This is a genomic window from Micromonospora sp. WMMC264, from assembly GCF_027497275.1.
GTDB classification, from domain to species: domain Bacteria; phylum Actinomycetota; class Actinomycetes; order Mycobacteriales; family Micromonosporaceae; genus Micromonospora; species Micromonospora chalcea.
On record NZ_CP114907.1, the window covers coordinates 1284487 to 1303238 of the forward strand.

4 protein-coding genes are annotated in these 18752 nt (G+C 76.9%); 2 read left to right on the top strand and 2 right to left on the bottom strand.

Annotated features, from left to right (window positions below):
- Positions 1-477 precede the first annotated feature (477 nt).
- Positions 478-1668: an ATP-grasp domain-containing protein gene (locus tag O7542_RS05980; protein WP_281605814.1), complete on the top strand. Its 1191-nt coding sequence runs from the start codon at positions 478-480 to the stop codon at positions 1666-1668.
- Between the two features lie 101 nt (positions 1669-1769).
- Here O7542_RS05980 and O7542_RS05985 read toward each other — a convergent pair whose 3' ends face one another.
- Together O7542_RS05985 and O7542_RS05990 are read right to left on the bottom strand one after the other, a co-directional pair.
- A complete protein-coding gene (locus tag O7542_RS05985; RefSeq protein ID WP_281605815.1) occupies positions 1770-2807 on the bottom strand; it encodes a 3-dehydroquinate synthase family protein in 1038 nt (345 codons plus the stop codon).
- Positions 2788-3621 (bottom strand): hypothetical protein, encoded by an 834-nt coding sequence (locus tag O7542_RS05990; protein ID WP_223201394.1) that lies wholly within the window; start codon positions 3619-3621, stop codon positions 2788-2790. The genes O7542_RS05985 and O7542_RS05990 overlap by 20 nt, the downstream gene beginning before the upstream one ends.
- 225 nt (positions 3622-3846) lie before the next feature.
- Here O7542_RS05990 and O7542_RS05995 point away from each other — a divergent pair, with 225 nt between their 5' ends.
- Positions 3847-18732: a type I polyketide synthase gene (locus O7542_RS05995; RefSeq protein WP_281605816.1), complete on the top strand. Its 14886-nt coding sequence runs from the start codon at positions 3847-3849 to the stop codon at positions 18730-18732.
- Positions 18733-18752: the final 20 nt, after the last annotated feature.

Sequence of the window (18752 nt, forward strand, 5' to 3'; positions counted from 1 at the left end):
GTGGCCGTCGGAATCCGGGCACTCGACAGCGCGGGCTGCGACAGCGCCGTCCGGCGACTCCAGCCCTTGTGAAGAACAGCTTTTCGGTCAACCCGAGTCGATGGCCCCGCTAGGAGTATCGGCGGCCTCGGCGGCGAAAGAGCCGTCCGCGTTCGCCTGTCTGGCCCATCCCGGGGCAGTGCATAGTGACTATGATCTTTCGATCATGACGCCGGTCGGTGGCTGGAAACTCGACCGCTGACCGGCGGTGTGCACCTCGCCGCCGCAACGCTGGCCATGAGCCAGCCGGCTTCCCGGCCGGTCCAGCTCACGACCGTCCGGTCGGTGCACGCGGCACGCCCGGCTCTCGCGGCCGAGCGGCCGCATCAGGACCGGGAGCCCACCCCTTCGGCCACGTTCTCCGCTGTTCGTGGCCGTGGCGCACCGGTTTCACCGCCACCCCGAGGCCCGCACCGGGCCGGCATGTCAGGAGACTAGATGCAGGCGCCCATCCAGGTACAGGTGTTCGCACACGACGGGGTGGTCCTGGCCCGACCGCCCGACCCGACGGCCACCGCCGACAGCCCCTATCTCGCCGGCGCGGGCGCCGCTCTCCACAACGGCCTGGACATGATCACAGGTCTGCACCTGACCCTTCCGCACCAGTCGGCGGCGATCTGCAGCACCGGCTCCAGCGCGGACAAGTCGCTGCGTCTGCTCAGCCGGAGTGGTCTGAAGACGCCCAGCGACCTGCGGAAGTTCCGTTCCGGCGCGCAGGCGGTGCGGTACGCGCGGGAAGCCGTCGAGCGGGGCGAGACGCTGGAGTTCCAGTTTCCTCCGCATGACCCGCTGCTGCGGGCCGCTCGCGCCCGGGTGCCCGCGGATCTGGTCGCCCGCCTCAACAACAAGACCGTGCTGGAGACTCTGGTCGCGCCGGAGTACCTGCCCCGCCGGCAGGTCGCCACCCCCGCCGAGGTGCGCCGGATCGTGGCGCGGGACCGCCGGCCGGCGGTCATCAAACCGGCCGGGGTCGAGGTGTCCAGCGGAATTGCGATCTTCACCCGTCGGTTGGGGGACCGGCGGAACCGTTCCCTGTTCAACCAGTTGGAACAGGTGAGCGAGCAGTGGATCGTCGAGGAGGAGGTGCCCTTCCAGACGATCTGGGGTATCCAGTTCGGCGTGACCGAGAGCGGATCGGTGCACTACTTCGGATCGTCGGTACACCTGCCGCAGCCCACCTCGACGTGGGTCGGTTGTGTGATGGACGACGACCAGCCCCCGGAGGAGCTGGTCGAAGCGCTGACCGTAGGGGTCCGAAAGGCCAGCGCGCTCGGGTACCGGGGCTACTGCTCCTTCGACGCCGGGATCGGCCGCGACGGCGCCCTGCGGGTCATCGACCCGAACTTCCGGGTCAGCGGGGCCACCACCTCGCTGCTGCACCGCAGCTCGCTGCTGGGCCGGCATCCGTGCGCCATGACCACGTTCTTCTCACTGGCCCCCGGCGTCGACGCCGAGCCGATCCTCGCGCCGTTCATCGACCGGGGGCAGTTCGTCGTGTTCATGCACCACGACCCGGCGGAGACGGACAACGGCCCGCTGCCGGCGACCATCGTCGGCATGGTCGGGGCCGCGGACCGGTACGCCTGCGGCGTGCTGGTGGCGCAGATCCAGCGGGCCCTGGGCACCTGACGCGCCGGTCCGGGGCTCGGCTCCGGCGGCTCGTCATCCGTTCGCCGGCCCGGCTGCCCCCGCGGCGCCGGCCGGCGAACGGGCACCCGGCGGTGTCGGCCTCACATGCCGGAAAGTGCGGTACGCACAGCGGCCTCGGGGACGCGGGCGACCAGTTCGACTCCGCCCGGTCCGTCCAGGACGAAGGACAGGCCCGAGGTGGCCTTCTTGTCCCGGCGCATCAGCGTGATCAGCTCGTCGTGGTCGACGCCGCCGGGCAGCGTGGTGTCGAGCCCGTAGCCCGCCACCACGTCGTGGTGCTCGGCCACCCGGTCGGCCGGTATCCGGCCGAGGACGCCGGCCAGCCGGCCCGCGAAGACCGTGCCGACGCCGACCGCCTCACCGTGGCGCAGGCCGAAGTCGGTGGCCCGCTCCAACGCGTGCCCGAGCGTGTGGCCGTAGTTGAGGATGTGCCGCAGGCCGGAGTCCCGCTCGTCCGCGGCCACCACCCGGGCCTTCAACGCCACCGACGCGGCGATCTGCTCCGCCACCGGCCGGTCACGCAGATCACCGGCGCCGATGAAGTACGCCCGGGCGATCTCCCCGTACCCGTTGCGCCACTCCCGCTGCGGCAGCGTCCCCAGGTGCTCGGTGTCGCAGAGCACCGCCCGGGGCTGCCAGTACACGCCCACGAGGTTCTTGCCCTCCGGCAGGTTGACGGCGGTCTTCCCACCGACGCTGGCGTCCACCTGGGCCAGCAGCGAGGTCGGCAGGTGGATCACCGGTACGCCCCGGTGGTAGAGGCCGGCGGCCAGCCCGACCACGTCCGTGGTGGTGCCGCCGCCGCACGAGACCACCGCGTCCGTCCGGCTCAGCCCGAACTCGGCGAACGCCCGGCAGAGCTGTTCCACAGTGGTCAGGTTCTTGTCGTGCTCGCCGTCGCGGGCCGGCACCACCCGGTGCGGCACGCCCGGGTCGGGCGTCCACTCCGGTGGCCGGGCCGAGACCACCACGACCCGCTGGGCGCCGATCCGCGCCACCTCCGCCGGGAGCCGGTGGCGCACGCCGGGACCGATCAGCACCGGGTACGACCGTTCCCCGAGTGCCACCTCGACGCGGGCCGGCTCGCTGGCGGGACGGTCAGGTACCGGCGTGTGCATGTGGTTGCTGCCTCCTCTGCGGAACGCGGGCCGGCGCGGTCGCGGCCGGGCTGCCCCGCACCATCGACAGGCGCAGCGCCAGCGCGGCCAGCGAGTCGACCTCCGGCCGGATGCCCCACCGATCGTGGGTGAGCTGCGCGTGGTGCGCCAGCAGGAACCCGGGAGGCGCCGTCGGGTGGCCGTGGCCCACCACGTCGGTCACCCGGTCCAGGTAGCGCTGCCACGCCACTGCCACGTCCCCGCCCAGCGGTAGGTCACCGGCCGACAGGACGATCTTCTCCGCCCCGGCGTCGGCCTGCGCGGCCAGGTCCCGCCGCTGCGCGCCGGTGAGCCGCTGGCTGCGTTCCTGCCAGTGCAGGAACAGGAACGCCAGGCGGTCGGCCGCCGGCATCAGCCCGGTCAGGTGCCGCAGGTGCGCCACGGCCAGCGGCAACTCGCCGCCGGCCAGCCAGGGCACGTCGCCGCCGAGCAGGGTGAGGGCCAGTTCGCTGCCCGCGAACGCGAGCGGGCCGCCCCGCGCGGGGTCGCGCACGACGTACCGGTCCTCTGCGAGGGACGCTCCCGGGTCGTACGCGAGCAGTCCCGCCCGTACCGCGTCGAGCGCGGCGGGGGCGGCATGGAAGCCGAGGCTCAGCCGCCCGGCGGGGGAGTCCTCCGGGTCGAAGAACCAGTCCATGCCGGGATCGGCCCGGCGGGCGGCGGCGACCAGCCCGGTCAGGACGGTGCCGACCAGCTCGGTCAGCCGCGTGCCCGGGCAGCCGCCGGCCGGTACGGCCGAACGGGCGAACAACCAGCAGCGTTCCAACGACGGCACCTCGGCTGACGGGCGGGTGGAGCACGGGATTCGACGGTCCGCGGGGGTCGCCCCATCATCGGCCCGCGGGCCCGTTCCACCACCCGATCGGCGCTCCGAACTGGGGACGACTTAGGGGGTGACAGGGGTAGGACACCGGCAGGGTGCTCGGAAGACTTGGGCCGCTACGGCGAGCGAGGTCTACGCCGCGGATGAGGAGTCTCGCCGACGGATGGATGTGGTGACATGCTTCGGAGCGACCTGATCCAGCCGTTGTCCGATCTGATCGAGGCGCACGCCGCCAGGTCGGGGAACAAGGTCGCATTCCGCGACGACCGCCGGGCGGTCGGATACGCCGATCTGGCGGCGCGGACCCGTCGGCTGGCCGGTCACCTGGCGGCGGCCGGGGTCGCCCGGGGCGACCGGGTGGCCTTCTGCCTCGGCAACCGGGTGGAGACGGTGGAGACCTGGCTGGCCGTCACGCGGGCCGCCGCGGTCGGCGTGCCGGTGAATCCGCACAGCACCGACGCGGAACTGGCCCATCTGCTGGACGACTCCGGCGCGGTGCTGGTGGTCACCGACCCGCGTCACCTCGACCAGATGCTGCGGCTGCGTACCGGCCGGCCGGCCCTGCGGATCGTGGTCACCGGGGACGACCCGGTTCCGGACGGGGTCGTCGCCTGGCGCGACCTGGTCGACACCGAGCCGTCCGTGGGGGCCCGCGACGACCTGGGCCTCGACGAGGTGGCCTGGATGCTCTACACCTCCGGCACCACCGGCCGGCCCAAGGGTGTCCTTTCCACCCAGCGCACCTGCCTCTGGTCGGTCGCCGCCTGTTACGTGCCGATCCCCGGGCTCACCGCCGCCGACCGGGTGGTCTGGCCACTGCCGCTGTTCCACAGCCTCTCGCACATCGGGTGCGTGCTCAGCGTGACGGCGGTCGGGGCCACGGCCCGGCTCATCGACGGCTTCTCCGCCGACGACGTGCTGCGCGCGGTCGACGAGGACGAGGCCACAGTGCTCGCCGGTGTGCCGGCCATGTACCACCACCTGGTCACCGCCGCCCGGGAGACCGGCTTCCGCGCCCCGGCCCTGCGGGTCTGCCTGGTCGGCGGGGCGATCACCACCGGCGCGCTGCGGCGGGCGTTCGACGAGGTCTTCGACGCGCCGCTGCTCGACGCGTACGGCAGCACGGAGACCTGCGGCTCGATCGCCGTCACCCGGCCGGAGCAGCCCCGGGTCGAGGGCTCCTGCGGGCGCCCGGTGCCCGGCGTCGAGGTGCGCCTGGTCAGCCCGCAGACGGGTCTGGACGTGCCGACCGGCGCCGAGGGGGAGGTCTGGGTCAGCGGTCCGAGCGTCATGCTCGGCTACCACGGCCTGCCGGAGGTCACCGCCGCCGCCCTGCGCGACGGCTGGTACCGCACCGGCGACCTGGCCCGCCGCGACGCCGACGGCAACATCTTCGTCACCGGCCGCCACCAGGAGTTGATCATCCGGGGCGGGGAGAAGATCCACCCGGGCGAGGTGGAGGAGGCGCTGCGCGCGGTGCCCGGCGTCGCCGACGTGGCGGTGACCGGCCGGCCGCACGAGGTGCTCGGCGAGGTGCCGGTGGCGTTCGTGGTGCCGGGGCCGGAGGGCTTCGACCCCCGTGCCGGGTACGCGGCCTGCCGGGAGAGGCTCAGCTACCACAAGGTCCCCGAGGCGCTGTACGAGATCGGGCAGGTGCCCCGCACCGCGTCCGGCAAGGTCACCCGCCGGCTGCTGCTCGACGGGCCGGCCCGGCTGCGGGCGGTCAACGGCAGCCACCACGAGGCGCTCAGCCTGCTCGCCTGGCGACCGCTGGACCTGGCGGCCGTACCGCCGGTGGCGGCGCCCGTCCCGGCGGCCGCGCAGGACGCCGCCGCCCCGGCCCGCCGCTGGGCGCTCGTCGGCGCCGGGAGCGAACCGCTGGTGGAGCCGCTGCGCGCAGCGTCGCCGGGGGAGCGGTTCCGGGCCCACCGGGATCTGGCCACCCTGCGCGAGACTCCCGACGCGCCCGACGTGACGGTGCTGCTGGCCGGGCCGGCCGACGCCGACGCGGCGGACCTCGCCGACCGGTTGCGTGGCTGGCTCGACGACGACCGCTTCGCCGGCACCCGGCTGATGCTGCTGACCGGCCCGGCCGGCGACGCGGCCAACGGCCCCGGCACGAGCGGTGCCGGCAGCGCGGGCGACGCCCCCGCGCAAGACGCCGCCGCAGGCGAGGCCACTGCGGGAGACGTCGCCGGGGGAACCGCCGCCGGGGGCGACGCCGCCGGGTGGGCCGGGCCCGATCCGGCGGCCGGCGCCGTCTGGGCGGTCGGGCGCAGCCTGCAGGCCGCGTACCCGGACCGGATCGTGCTGGTCGACCACGACGCCGCGGACCGCTCGCTCGCCCTGCTGCCCGCCGTCGTGGACGCCGGCGCCGCGCAGGTCGCCCTGCGGGCCGGGGCGGCCCGGCACGCGGCCCTCGTGCCCGCCCCGGCGACCGTGCCGGGACGGCCGGCGACCGTGGCCGACCCGGAGCGCCCCGTCCTGGTCACCGGCGCCGACGGACCGACCGGCGCCGCGCTGGCCCGGCACCTCGTCGCCGCGCACCGCGCCCGCCGGCTGCGGCTGCTGCACACTGGCGCGACGCCCGCCCCGGCCCTGGCGGACCTGGCCGCCGAACTCACCTCCGCCGGTGCGGAAGCCGTTCCGCTGCCCGCCGAGCGGGCGGGCGACGAGGCGTTCGGCGCCGTCTTCCTCTGCCCGTGCGACGACGACCTGGCCGACGCCGAGGCTGCAGCCCGGCTGCTCGGCCTCGCCGCGACGCTGGACGCCGCGAGCCGGCACCCGGGGGCCGCGTTCACCGTCCTCGCGCCGTCCGCCCTCCTGCTGGGCGCCGCGGGCCGGGAACGGGCCGCCTCGGCCGTCGGCGCCCTGCACGCCCTGGCCACCCGCCGCCGGGCCGCCGGTCATCCGGCCCGGCTCGTCGGCACGACCGGGCCCGCCGAGCGGGGGCCGGCGGCGACCGGACCCGCAGCGGGCACCGCGTCGGCGGCCGTCCGTGCCGACCTCGCCGCGTTCGACGTGGCCCACGACGGCGCCGACCTGGTCGTGCTCGCCCGCCCGGCGGGCCACGCCGACGCCGCGCACCCCGCCTGGCGCGGGCCCGTGGCCGAGCCCGGCGACGCCACGGACGACCGGGACGCCGCCGAGCTGCGCCGCCGGCTGGCCGGGCTCACCACCGCCGAGGGGGACCGGCTCCTGCTCGACCTGGTCCGCGCCGCCACCGCCCAGGTGGCCGGGCTGCCCGGCCCGGCCGCGGTCCGCCCCGGCCGCGCCTTCAAGGAACTCGGCTTCACCTCGGTCGCGGCGGTCGCGTTGCGCGACCGGCTCGCCCGGGCCACCGGGGTACGGCTCTCCGCCACGGCCGCGTTCGACCGGCCCAGCCCCCAGGCCCTCGCCCGGCACCTCGCCGCCCGGCTGCGCGGTGCCGCCGCGCAGGCCGCTCCCACGACGGACCCGGCGGTGACGCCGTCCACCGGGGACGATCCGGTGGCCGTCGTCGCCATGGCCTGCCGGCTCCCCGGCGGCGTCGCCTCCCCCGAGGAGCTGTGGGAGCTGGTCGACCAGGGCCGGGAAGGGCTCACGGAGTTCCCCACGGACCGGGGCTGGGACCTGGCGAACCTGTTCTCCGACGACCCCGACCGCCCCGGCACCTCGTACGCCCGGGTGGGCGGCTTCCTCACCGGCGCCGCGGACTTCGACGCCACCCTGTTCGCGATCAGCCCGCGCGAGGCGCTCGCCATGGACCCGCAGCAGCGGCTGCTGCTGGAGACGTCCTGGGAACTGTTCGAGCGGGCCGGCATCGACCCCACCTCGCTGCGCGGCAGCGCCACGGGCGTCTTCACCGGCGTCATGCACCACGACTACGCCGCGAACCTGCGCCAGGCGCCGCCCGGCACCGAGGGCTACCTCGGCGTCGGCACCGCCGGCAGCGTCGTCTCCGGCCGGGTCGCGTACGCGCTGGGGCTGGAGGGGCCGGCTGTCACCGTCGACACGGCGTGCTCGTCGTCGCTGGTGGCGCTGCACCTGGCCGCCCAGGCGCTGCGCGCCGGGGACTGCTCGCTCGCCGTGGCCGGCGGCGTGGCGGTGATGGGCACCCCGCAGGCGTTCGTGGAGTTCAGCCGGCAGCGCGGGCTCGCCCCGGACGGCCGGTGCAAGGCGTTCGCCGACGGCGCCGACGGAACCGGCTGGTCCGAGGGCGTCGCCGTGCTGCTGCTGGAACGGCTCTCCGACGCCCGCCGGCACGGGCACCCCGTCCTCGCCGTGCTGCGCGGCTCCGCCGTCAACTCCGACGGCGCGTCCAACGGGCTGACCGCCCCCAACGGGCCCGCCCAGGAGCGGGTCATCCGCCGGGCGCTGGACGCGGCCGGGCTCTCCACCGCCGACGTGGACGCCGTCGAGGCGCACGGCACCGGCACGTCCCTCGGCGACCCGATCGAGGCGCAGGCGCTGCTCGCCACGTACGGGGTGGGCCGCGGTGACGCCGAACCGCTGCGGCTGGGCTCGCTGAAGTCCAACCTCGGCCACACCCAGGCCGCCGCCGGGGCCGCCGGGGTGATCAAGATGGTGCTCGCGATGCGGCACGGGACACTGCCGCGCACCCTGCACGTGGACGCCCCGACGTCCGAGGTGGACTGGTCCGCCGGCGCGGTCGAGGTGCTCACCGAGGCCCGCCCGTGGCCCGACGTACGCCGGCCCCGCCGGGCCGGCGTCTCGTCGTTCGGCATCAGCGGCACCAACGCCCACGTCATCGTCGAGGCCCCCGCCGATCCGCCGACCGCCGCCGGGGACGCCGCCCGGCAGTCGCCGCCCGCCACCGCTCGGCCGCCCGTACCGTGGCTGCTCGCGGCTGCCTCCGGCGAGGCGCTGCGTGACCAGGCGGCCCGCCTGCTGGCCTGGCTCGACGGGCCGGGGGCGCACGCCGACCCGGCCGACACCGGGCACGCCCTCGCCACCACCCGCGCCGCTCTCGAACACCGGGCCGTGGTGCTGGTGGGCGACGCGGAGTCCGCCCGGACCGGGCTCGGCGCGCTGGCCCGCGGCGGACCGGACCCGGACCTGCCGGGCGTGCTGACCGGCCGGGTCGTCGACGGCCGACTCGGCCTGCTCTTCGCTGGGCAGGGCGGCCAGCGCGCCGGCATGGGCCACGAGCTGCACGCGGCGTACCCCGTCTTCGCGGCCGCCTTCGACGCGGCCTGCGCCGAACTCGACCGCTGCCTCGCCGGCCACGCCCCGCTCCCCGTCGCGGACGTCGTCCTCGCGGCCGAGGGCACCGCACCGGCCGAACTGCTCGACGAGACCCTGTACACCCAGCCGGGCCTGTTCGCCTTCGAGGTGGCGCTCTACCGCCTCCTGGAGCACTGGGGGGTCCGCCCCGACGCGGTGCTCGGCCACTCCGTCGGCGAGCTTGCCGCCGCGCACGTGGCCGGTGTGTTCTCCCTCGCCGACGCGGCGGCGCTGGTCGCCGCCCGCGCCCGGCTGATGCAGCAGCTGCCCGCCGGGGGCGCGATGGTCGCCGTCGAGGCCGACGAGGCCGAGGTCGCCGCGCACCTGACCGACCGGGTGGGCCTCGCCGCCGTCAACGGCCCCACCAGCGTCGTCCTGTCCGGCGACACCGACGCGGTGCTGGCCGTCGCGGACACCCTGCGCGCGGCCGGGCGCCGCACCAGCCGGCTGCGGGTGTCGCACGCGTTCCACTCGCCGCGCATGGACCCGATGCTCGACGAGTTCCGCGCGGTCGCGGCCGGCCTCACGTACCGCACCCCGCACCTGCCGGTGGTGTCCAACCTGACCGGCCACCCCGTCGACCCGGCCCGGCTCTGCTCGCCCGAGCACTGGGTGGCGCACGTGCGGGGCACCGTCCGCTTCCACGACGGCGTACGGGCCCTGCACGGGCAGGGCGTCACCACCTTCCTGGAGATCGGCCCGGCCGGTGTGCTCACCGCGATGGCCCAGGACTGCCTCGTCGCCGAGGCCGACGAGCTGGCCTTCGTCCCCGCCGTACGGGGCACCGCGGGCGAGGCCGAGGCGCTGCTCGCCGCCGTGGCGCGGCTGCACGTGCGGGGCGTCGCGGTGGACCGTGCCGCCCTCGCCGGCCCCGGCCCGCACCGCCGCGTCGACCTGCCCACGTACGCCTTCCAGCGCCGGCACTACTGGCTGCCCGCTCCCACCGGCGCCGGCGGTCCCGTCGGCGCCGGACTGGCCGACGCAGGGCATCCGCTGCTCGGTGGCCTGCTGGCGGTCGCCGGCACCGGGCAGGTGGTCTGCACCGGGCAGATCGCCACGGCCACCTCGCCGTGGCTGGCCGCGCCCGGCGACGGCACGGCGCCGCTGCTGCCCGCCACCGCCCTGCTGGACATGCTCACCCACCTCGGCGACCGGCTCGGCGCCCCGAGCGTGCGGCGGCTGCGCGTGCCCGAGCCGGTTCCGCTGCCCGCCGAGGCAACCCTCGAGGTGCAGATCGACGTGGGCGCGCCGGACGAGCACGGACGCCGGGTGGCGCACTGTCACGTCCGGGCCGGCGAGGGGCTGCCCTGGCGGGAGGTGGCCGAGGCCGTGCTCGCACCCGTCGACCCGGAGAGCGGCCGGGGCGCCCTCGCCCCCGCCTGGCCACCTGCCGGGGCCCGGCCGGTGGACCTGAGCGCCCCGCCGCACCGCGCGCCGGCCGGGGAGCTGGCCCGTGCCGCGTGGGTCGCCGCCGACCGGCTCTACGTCGACGTACGCCTGCCCGACGACGCCCGCGACCCGGACGCCGAGCGGTACGGCGTGCACCCGCTGGTGCTGGACGCGGCCCTGCGCCTGCTCCCGCTCGCCGGCTTCGCGTCGGTCGCCGACGCCGGGCCCACCGCCCGGCTGCTGCCCACCGAGTGGGCGGGCGTGCGCCGCCATGCCGTCGGGGCGCACGCGCTGCGCGTCTGCCTGGCCCCCGCCGGGGCGGACGCGGTGACGCTGAGCGCCGTCGACGACGCGGGCGGGCCCGTGCTCGACGCCGACCGGGTGGTGCTGCGGCCGGTGGACCTGCCGCCCGCCGACCCGCCGGCGCCGGCGGCCACCCCCGCCGGGCTGTACGCCGTCGACTGGCTGCCCGCCGCGTTCCCGGCGACCCCTGCGCCCTCCTGGACGCTCGCCGACGGCACGCCGCCGGACGGGCCGCTGCCGCCGCTGCTGGTGCTGCGGGTCGGCGACGGCGAGCCGGGCCGGCCGGTGCCCGACCGGGCGCACGCCGTCGGCCTCGCCGTGCTCGACGTGCTCCAGACCTGGCTGGCCGACCCCCGCGCGGAGACCACCCGCCTGGCCCTCGCCGTGCGCGACGGCGACCCGGTGCACGCCCCCGTGGCCGGGCTGCTCCGCGTCGCCCAGGCCGAGCAGCCCGACCGTTTCCTCCTGCTCAGCCTCGACACCACCGACGACGCCGCCATCCGTTCGGCGCTGGCCGCCGCCGACGACGAACCCGAGGTGGCCGTCCGCGACGGCCGCGCGCTGCTGCCCCGCCTCCGCCCCGTCGAGCGGCCCCCGGCCGGCGCGCCGCTCGCGGCCCTGGCCGGCGGCACCGTGCTCCTCACCGGCGGCACCGGCGGGATCGGCCGGCACGTCGCCACCCACCTCGCCACCGCGCACGGCGTCACCGAACTGGTGCTGGTCAGCCGCAGCGGCCGGGCCGGCGACTGGACGACCGCGCTGACCGACGCCGGCGTCACGGTGCGGGTGGTCGCGGCCGACGTCGCCGACCGGGCGGCGCTCGCCGAGGTCATCGCCCCGCTGGCCGACCGGCTCGTCGCCGTCGTGCACGCCGCCGGGGCCACCGACGACGCGCTGCTCACCGACCTCGACCCGACCCGCTGGGCCCGGACCCTGCGCGCCAAGGTGCACGGCGCCTGGCACCTGCACGAGCTCACCGCCGGCCTCGACCTGGCCGCGTTCGTGCTCTTCTCCTCGGCCGCCGCCACCTTCGGCAGCCCCGGCCAGGGCAACTACGCGGCCGGCAACGCGTTCCTCGACGCGCTCGCCGCGCACCGCCGTGCCCAGGGCCGGCCGGCGAGCGCCCTGGCCTGGGGGCTGTGGGCCGCCGAGGACGGGATGGCCGGCCGGCTCAGCCCCGCCGACCTGGCCCGGCTCGCCCGCGGCGGCACCCGCCCCCTCGACACGGCCGCCGGGCTGGCGCTGTTCGACGCCGCCCTGCACGTGGACCGGCCGGCGCTCGTGCCGATCGGGCTCGACCTGGCCGCCGTACGGACCTCCGGCGAGGTGCCCGCCCTGCTGCGGGCGCTGCTGCCCCCGCCGCCCCGCCGGGCGGTCAACGCCGCCTCCGCGCCCGCCGCCGCGAAGGGCTTCGCCGACCGGCTGGCCGAACTCGCCGAGCCCGAGCGCGCCGAACTGCTGCTGGACCTCGTACGCGCCCGGTGCGCAACAGTGGTCGGGCACACCGGCCCCGAGCAGGTCGAGCCGCGCCGCCCGTTCAAGGACCTCGGCTTCGACTCGCTGATGGCCGTCGAGCTGAGCAACCGGCTCACCGCCGTCACCGGGGTCCGGCTCGCCCCGCACGCCGTGTTCAACCACCCCACACCCGAGTTGCTCGCCGCGCACCTGCACGCCCGGCTGCTCGGCACCGCCGCCACCGAGGTCGCCGACGCGAGCACCGTCGCCCTGGACGAGCCGGTCGCCATCGTCGCGATGGCCTGCCGCTTCCCCGGCGGGATCGGTTCCCCGGAGGAGCTGTGGCGGCTGCTCGACGCGGGCGACGACGTCATCGGCGACCTGCCCGACGACCGGGGCTGGCCGCTGGCCGACCTCCACGACCCGGTGCCCGGCACGCCCGGCCGGACGTACGTGCGCTCCGGCGGGTTCCTCACCGGCATCGCCGACTTCGACGCCGAGTTCTTCGGCATCAGCCCCCGCGAGGCCCTCGCCATGGATCCGCAGCACCGGCTGCTGCTGGAGACCTCCTGGGAGGCGCTGGAACGCGGTGGCATCGACCCGGCCACCCTGCGGGGCAGCCGCACCGGCGTCTTCGCCGGCACCCACGGGCAGGACTACGCCGACCGGGTCGCCCCCGGTGTCGTCTCCGACGACGGCGAGGTCACCGCCGACGAGGGGCACCTGCTGACCGGCACCGCCGGCAGCGTCCTCTCCGGCCGGGTCGCGTACGCGCTCGGGCTGGAGGGGCCGGCTGTCACCGTCGACACCGCCTGCTCGGCGTCGCTGGTGGCGCTGCACCTGGCCGTCCAGGCGCTGCGCCAGGGCGACTGCGACCTGGCGCTCGCCGGTGGGGTGTCGGTGATGTCCACCCCGGCCGGGCTGACCGGCTTCAGCCGCCAGCGCGGTCTCGCCGCCGACGGGCGGTGCAAGGCGTTCGCCGAGGACGCCGACGGCTTCGGCATGTCCGAGGGCGTCGGGATGCTGGTGGTGGAGCGGCTCTCCGAGGCCCGCCGCCGGGGCCACCCCGTGCTGGCCGTCGTGCGCGGCTCGGCGGTCAACTCCGACGGCGCGTCGAACGGGCTGACCGCCCCGAACGGGCCGTCGCAGGAACGGGTCATCAAGGCCGCGCTGGGCGCCGCCGGGCTGAGTGCCGCCGACGTGGACGTGGTGGAGGCGCACGGCACCGGCACGTCGCTCGGCGATCCCATCGAGGCGGAGGCGATCCTCGCCACGTACGGGCAGCGCCCGGCCGGCGCCGCGCCGGTGCTGCTCGGCTCGGTCAAGTCCAACCTCGGGCACACCCAGGCCGCGGCCGGCGTCGCCGGCGTGCTCAAGATGGTCCTCGCCATGCGGCACGGGCGGCTGCCCCGCACCCTGCATGCCGAGCGCCGCAGCTCGCGGATCGACTGGGACTCGGGAGCGGTGCAGCTGCTCACCGAGGCCCGCCCGTGGCCGGCGGCGGACCGGCCGGTGCGCGCCGGCGTCTCGTCGTTCGGCATCAGCGGCACCAACGCCCACGTGATCGTCGAGTCGGTCGCCGAGGCGCCGCCGGAGGCCGCCGAATCCGAGCCGCCGCAAGAGCGCGCGCTGCCGTGGCTGCTGTCGGCGCGTACCCCGCAGGCGCTCGCCGGCCAGGCGCGGCGGCTGCGGGAGCACCTCGCCGCCCGCCCCGACCAGCGGCCCCTCGACGTGGCGTGGTCGCTGGCCACCAGCCGGGGCGCCTTCGACTCCCGAGCGGTGCTGGTAGCCGCGTCCGCGCAGCGGGTCGCCGACGCCCTCGACGCGCTGGTCGAGGGCCGGCCCGACCCGGCGGTCACGCGCGGCGAGGCGCGGCCCACCGGCCGGTGCGTCTTCGTCTTCCCCGGGCAGGGCTCCCAGTGGCTCGGCATGGGGTTGGACCTGCTCGACCAGGCCCCCGTGTTCGCCGAACGCATGGCGGCCTGCGACGCGGCGCTGCGGCCGTACCTGGACTGGTCGCTGCTGGACGTGCTGCGCCAGGCGCCGGGCGCGCCCGGCCTCGACGAGGTCGACGTCGTGCAGCCCGCCCTGTTCGCGATGATGGTGTCGCTGGCCGAGCTGTGGCGCTCGTACGGCGTGCAGCCGGCCGCCGTGGTCGGCCACTCCCAGGGCGAGATCGCCGCCGCCTGCGTCGCCGGGGTGCTCTCCCTGCCCGACGCGGCCCGGGTGGTGGCGCTGCGCAGCCGCGCGCTACGGGCTCTGGCCGGGCACGGGGCGATGGCCTCCGTCGCGCTGCCGGCCGACACGGTCCGTGATCGGATCGCCCGCTTCGGTGAGCGGATCTCGGTCGCCGCCGTGAACGGGCCGGCCGCCGTCGTGGTCTCCGGCGAGCCGGAGGCGGTCGAGGAACTGCTCGCCGAGCTGGCCGGCGAGCAGGCCCGGGTGCGGCGCATCGCCGTCGACTACGCCTCCCACTCCGCCCAGGTGGAACGCATCCGCGACGAGCTGGCCGAGGTGCTGGCCGGCATCGCCCCCGGCCCGGCCGCCGTGCCGCTGTTCTCCACCACCGACCTGCGCTGGCTCGACGGCGAGGAGATGGGGCCCGACTACTGGTACCGCAACCTGCGCCGGCCCGTCGAGCTGGAACGGGCGATCCGCGCGCTGGCCGCCGAGGGCCACGACGCGTACGTCGAGTGCAGCCCCCACCCGGTGCTCACCGTCGGCGTGGAGGAGACCCTCGCCGACCACGACGGCGATGCCGTGGTGGTCGGCTCGGTGCAACGCGACCAGGGCGGCCGGGAGCGGTTCCTGCTCTCCCTGGCCCAGCTCCACGTGTCCGGGGTCGCGGTGGACTGGCGGCCCGCACTCGCCGGCGGCCGGCGCGTCGACCTGCCCACGTACGCGTTCGCCCACCGCCGCTACTGGCCCCGGCCGGTCTCCGGCCCCGGCGACGTCGGCGCCGCCGGTCTGGACGCCGCCGGTCATCCGCTGCTCGGCGCGTCGGTCGTGCTGGCCGAGACGAGGGGCCACCTGTTCACCGGGCGGCTGTCGGCCGACGCGCAGCCGTGGCTGGCTGATCACCGGGTCACCGGCAGCGTGCTGGTGCCCGGCACCGGCCTGGTGGAGTTCTGCCTGCGCGCCGGCGACGAGGTCGGCCACCCGTTCCTCGACGAGCTGGTCATCGAGGCCCCGCTGACCCTGCCCGCCGACGGCGCGACGCAGGTGCAGGTGGCGGTCGGCGCGGGCGCCGGCGACGGACGCCGGCCGGTGACCGTGCACTCCCGGCCCGCCGACGCGCCGGCGGGACAGCCGTGGACCCGGCACGCCAGCGCCACCCTCCGCGCCGACCAGCCCGCGGTGTCGCCGCAGCTCACCGCCTGGCCGCCGCCCGACACCCGGCCCGTCGACCTGACCGGCTTCTACGCCGGCCTGGAAGCCGACGGGTACGCGTACGGGCCGGCGTTCCAGGGCCTGCGCGCGGTGTGGACCGGCGGCGACGAGGTCTACGCCGAGGTGGAGCTGCCGGCGGCCCAGCGGGTCGACGCCGACCGGTACGGCCTGCACCCCGCCCTGTTCGACGCCGCCCTGCACGCCGCGCACTTCGGCGGTCTCGCCGGGGCCGGGGCCGGCCAGCTCCTGCTGCCGTTCGCCTGGAACGGCGTCAGCCTGCACGCCACCGGGGCCACCGCCCTGCGGGTACGGCTGACCCGGGTCGGGCCGCACGCCATCGCGCTGACCGTCGCCGATCCGACCGGCGCCCCGGTGGCCGAGGTGGCCGCCCTGACGATGCGCCCGATCTCCACCACCGAGCTGGCCGTCACCGACGACCGGGCCACCCGCGACGCCCTGTTCCGCGTCGACTGGACGCCGCTGCCGCCCGTCGAGACGGCCACCCCGGTCGACGCCGTGGCCGTCGCCCCCGGCCTGGACGGGTTCCCGCTGCACCACGGGCTGGACGGGCTCGCCGACGCGGTGGACGCCGGACTGGCCCTGCCCGGGGCGGTGCTCGTGCCGCTCGGCGCGCACCCCGCGCAGCCCACCCCCCGCGCGGCGCGCCACGCCGCCGTGCAGGCCCTCGACCTGGTCCGGCGCTGGCTCACCGAGCCCCGCTGGGCGGCGTCGCGGCTGCTGCTGGTGACCCGGGGCGCGGTGGCCGTGCACCACGCCGGCGAGGTGACCGACCCGGCCGCCGCGGCGGCGTGGGGCCTGGTGCGCTCCGCCCAGTCGGAGAACCCGGGCCAGATCGTCGTCGTCGACGTTGACGGCGACGGGATCGGCCCGGACGAGGTGGCCGCCCTCCTGGCGGCGGACGAGCCGCAGGCCGCGATCCGGGTCGGCGCGGCGTACGTGCCGCGGCTGGCGCGGGCCGGGTCGGCCGGCGAGCTGCCCGCACCGCCCGCCGCCGCGTGGCGGCTGGACGCGCCGGTGCGCGGCAGCCTGGAGAACCTCACCCTGGTCGCCACCGACGCCGCCGACGCCGCGCTCGGCCCCCGCGAGGTCCGGGTCCGCGTCCGCGCCGCCGGCCTCAACTTCCGCGACGTGCTCAACGCGCTCGGTCTCTACCCGGGCGACGCGGGCCCGCTCGGCGGCGAGGGCGCCGGCGAGGTCGTCGAGGTCGGCGCCGAGGTGACCGACCTGCGCCCCGGCGACCGCGTCTTCGGTGTCTTCGTGGGCTGCTTCGGACCCGTCGCGGTCACCGACCGCCGCCTGCTGGCCCCGATGCCGGCCGGCTGGTCGTACGTCGAGGCCGCGTCCGTGCCGGTGGTCTTCCTGACCGCGTACCACGGGCTGGTCAACCTGGCCGGGCTCACCCGGGGCGAGTCGGTGCTGGTGCACGCGGCGGCCGGCGGCGTCGGCATGGCCGCCGTGCAGCTCGCCCGCCACCTCGGGGCCGAGGTGTACGCCACCGCCAGCCCCGCCAAGTGGGACGCCCTGCGCGCGCTCGGCCTCGACGAGGAGCACCTGGCCTCGTCCCGGACCCTCGACTTCGAGACCCGCTTCACCGACGCCACCGGCGGCCGGGGCGTGGACGTCGTGCTGGACTCGCTGGCCCGCGAGTTCGTCGACGCCTCGCTGCGGCTGCTGCCGCGCGGCGGGCGGTTCGTCGAGATGGGCAAGACCGACATCCGCGACGCCGCCCGCGTCGCCGTCGACCATCCGGGGGTGGCCTATACCGCCTTCGACCTGACCCTGCAGGAGCCCGACGAGGTGCAGCGCATGCTGGTCGTTCTGCTGGGGCTCTTCGAACGGGGGACGCTCACCCCGCTGCCCACCCAGGTGTGGGACGTCCGCCAGGCGCCGGAGGCGTTCCGGCACGTCAGCCAGGCCCGGCACGTCGGCAAGGTGGTGCTCACCATGCCCCGGGCGTGGGACCCCGACGGCACGGTGCTGCTGACCGGCGGCACCGGGACCCTGGGCCGGCTGGTCGCCCGGCGGCTGGTCGAGACGCACGGCGTACGGCGGCTGCTGCTGGTCAGCCGCCGCGGCGAGCGGGCCCCCGGCGCGACCGAGGCGCTCGACGAACTGCGGGCCCTGGGGGCCGAGGCCACGGTGGTGGCGGCCGACGTGTCCGACCGCGACAACCTCGCCGGGGTGCTGGCGGCGGTACCGGAGCGGCACCCGTTGACCGCCGTCGTGCACCTCGCCGGGGTGCTCGACGACGGGGTGGTCACCGCCCTCACCCCGCAGCGCGTCGACACGGTCTTCGCGCCGAAGCTCGACGCCGCGTGGCACCTGCACGAGCTCACCCGCCACCTCGACCTCGCCGGGTTCGTGCTCTTCTCCTCCGGCGCCGGAGTCTTCGGCGTCCCCGGTCAGGCCAACTACGCGGCGGCCAACGCGTTCCTCGACGCGCTCGCCCTGGCCCGCCGTGCGCAGGGGCTGCCGGGCCGGTCGTTCGCCTGGGGGCTGTGGGAGCAGGCCAGCGAGATGACCGCCAAGCTGGACCGGACCGATCCCCGGATCACCGCCCGTGACGGGCAGCTCGCCATCCCGTCCGAGCTGGGGATGGCCCTGTTCGACGCGGGCCTGCGGCTGGCCGAGCCGGTGCTGGTGCCGACGAGGATCGACGTCGCCGCGCTCGGCGAGCGGGCCGAGCGGCCCCCGGCGCTGCTGCGCGGGCTGCTGCGCCGGGAGCGGCCGACGGCGCGGGCGGCCACCCCGGCCGGCGGCGGGCGCACGCTCGCCGACGAACTGGCGGCGCTGGACGGGCCCGAGCGCCACACCCTCGTGGTCGACCTGGTACGCGAGCAGGCGGCGAGCGTGCTCGGGCACGGCAGCCGGGTGGCGGTGGCCCCGGGCCGGGCGTTCAGCCAGATCGGCTTCGACTCGCTGACCGCCGTCGAGCTGCGCAACCGGCTGACCACGGCCACCGGCCTGCGCCTGCCGGCCACGCTGATCTTCGACTATCCGGATCCGAACGAGCTGGCCACGTACCTGGTGTCCGAGCTGGCGCCGGACACCGGGCCGGCGGCCCCGCCGGTCCTCGCGGACCTGGAGAACCTGGAGCGCTCGCTGACCGAGGCCACTGTGGAACCGGAGCTGCACGACCAGATCGGGTCGCGCCTCGAGGTGCTGATCGCCAAGTGGCGGACGATGCGCGCCGGCACGGGCGGCGATCCCGACCTCGATCTCGAACTGGCCAGCGACGACGACCTGTTCGACCTCATCGACTCCGAACTCGGCATCTGATGGCCGTCCGGCCGCCCCGC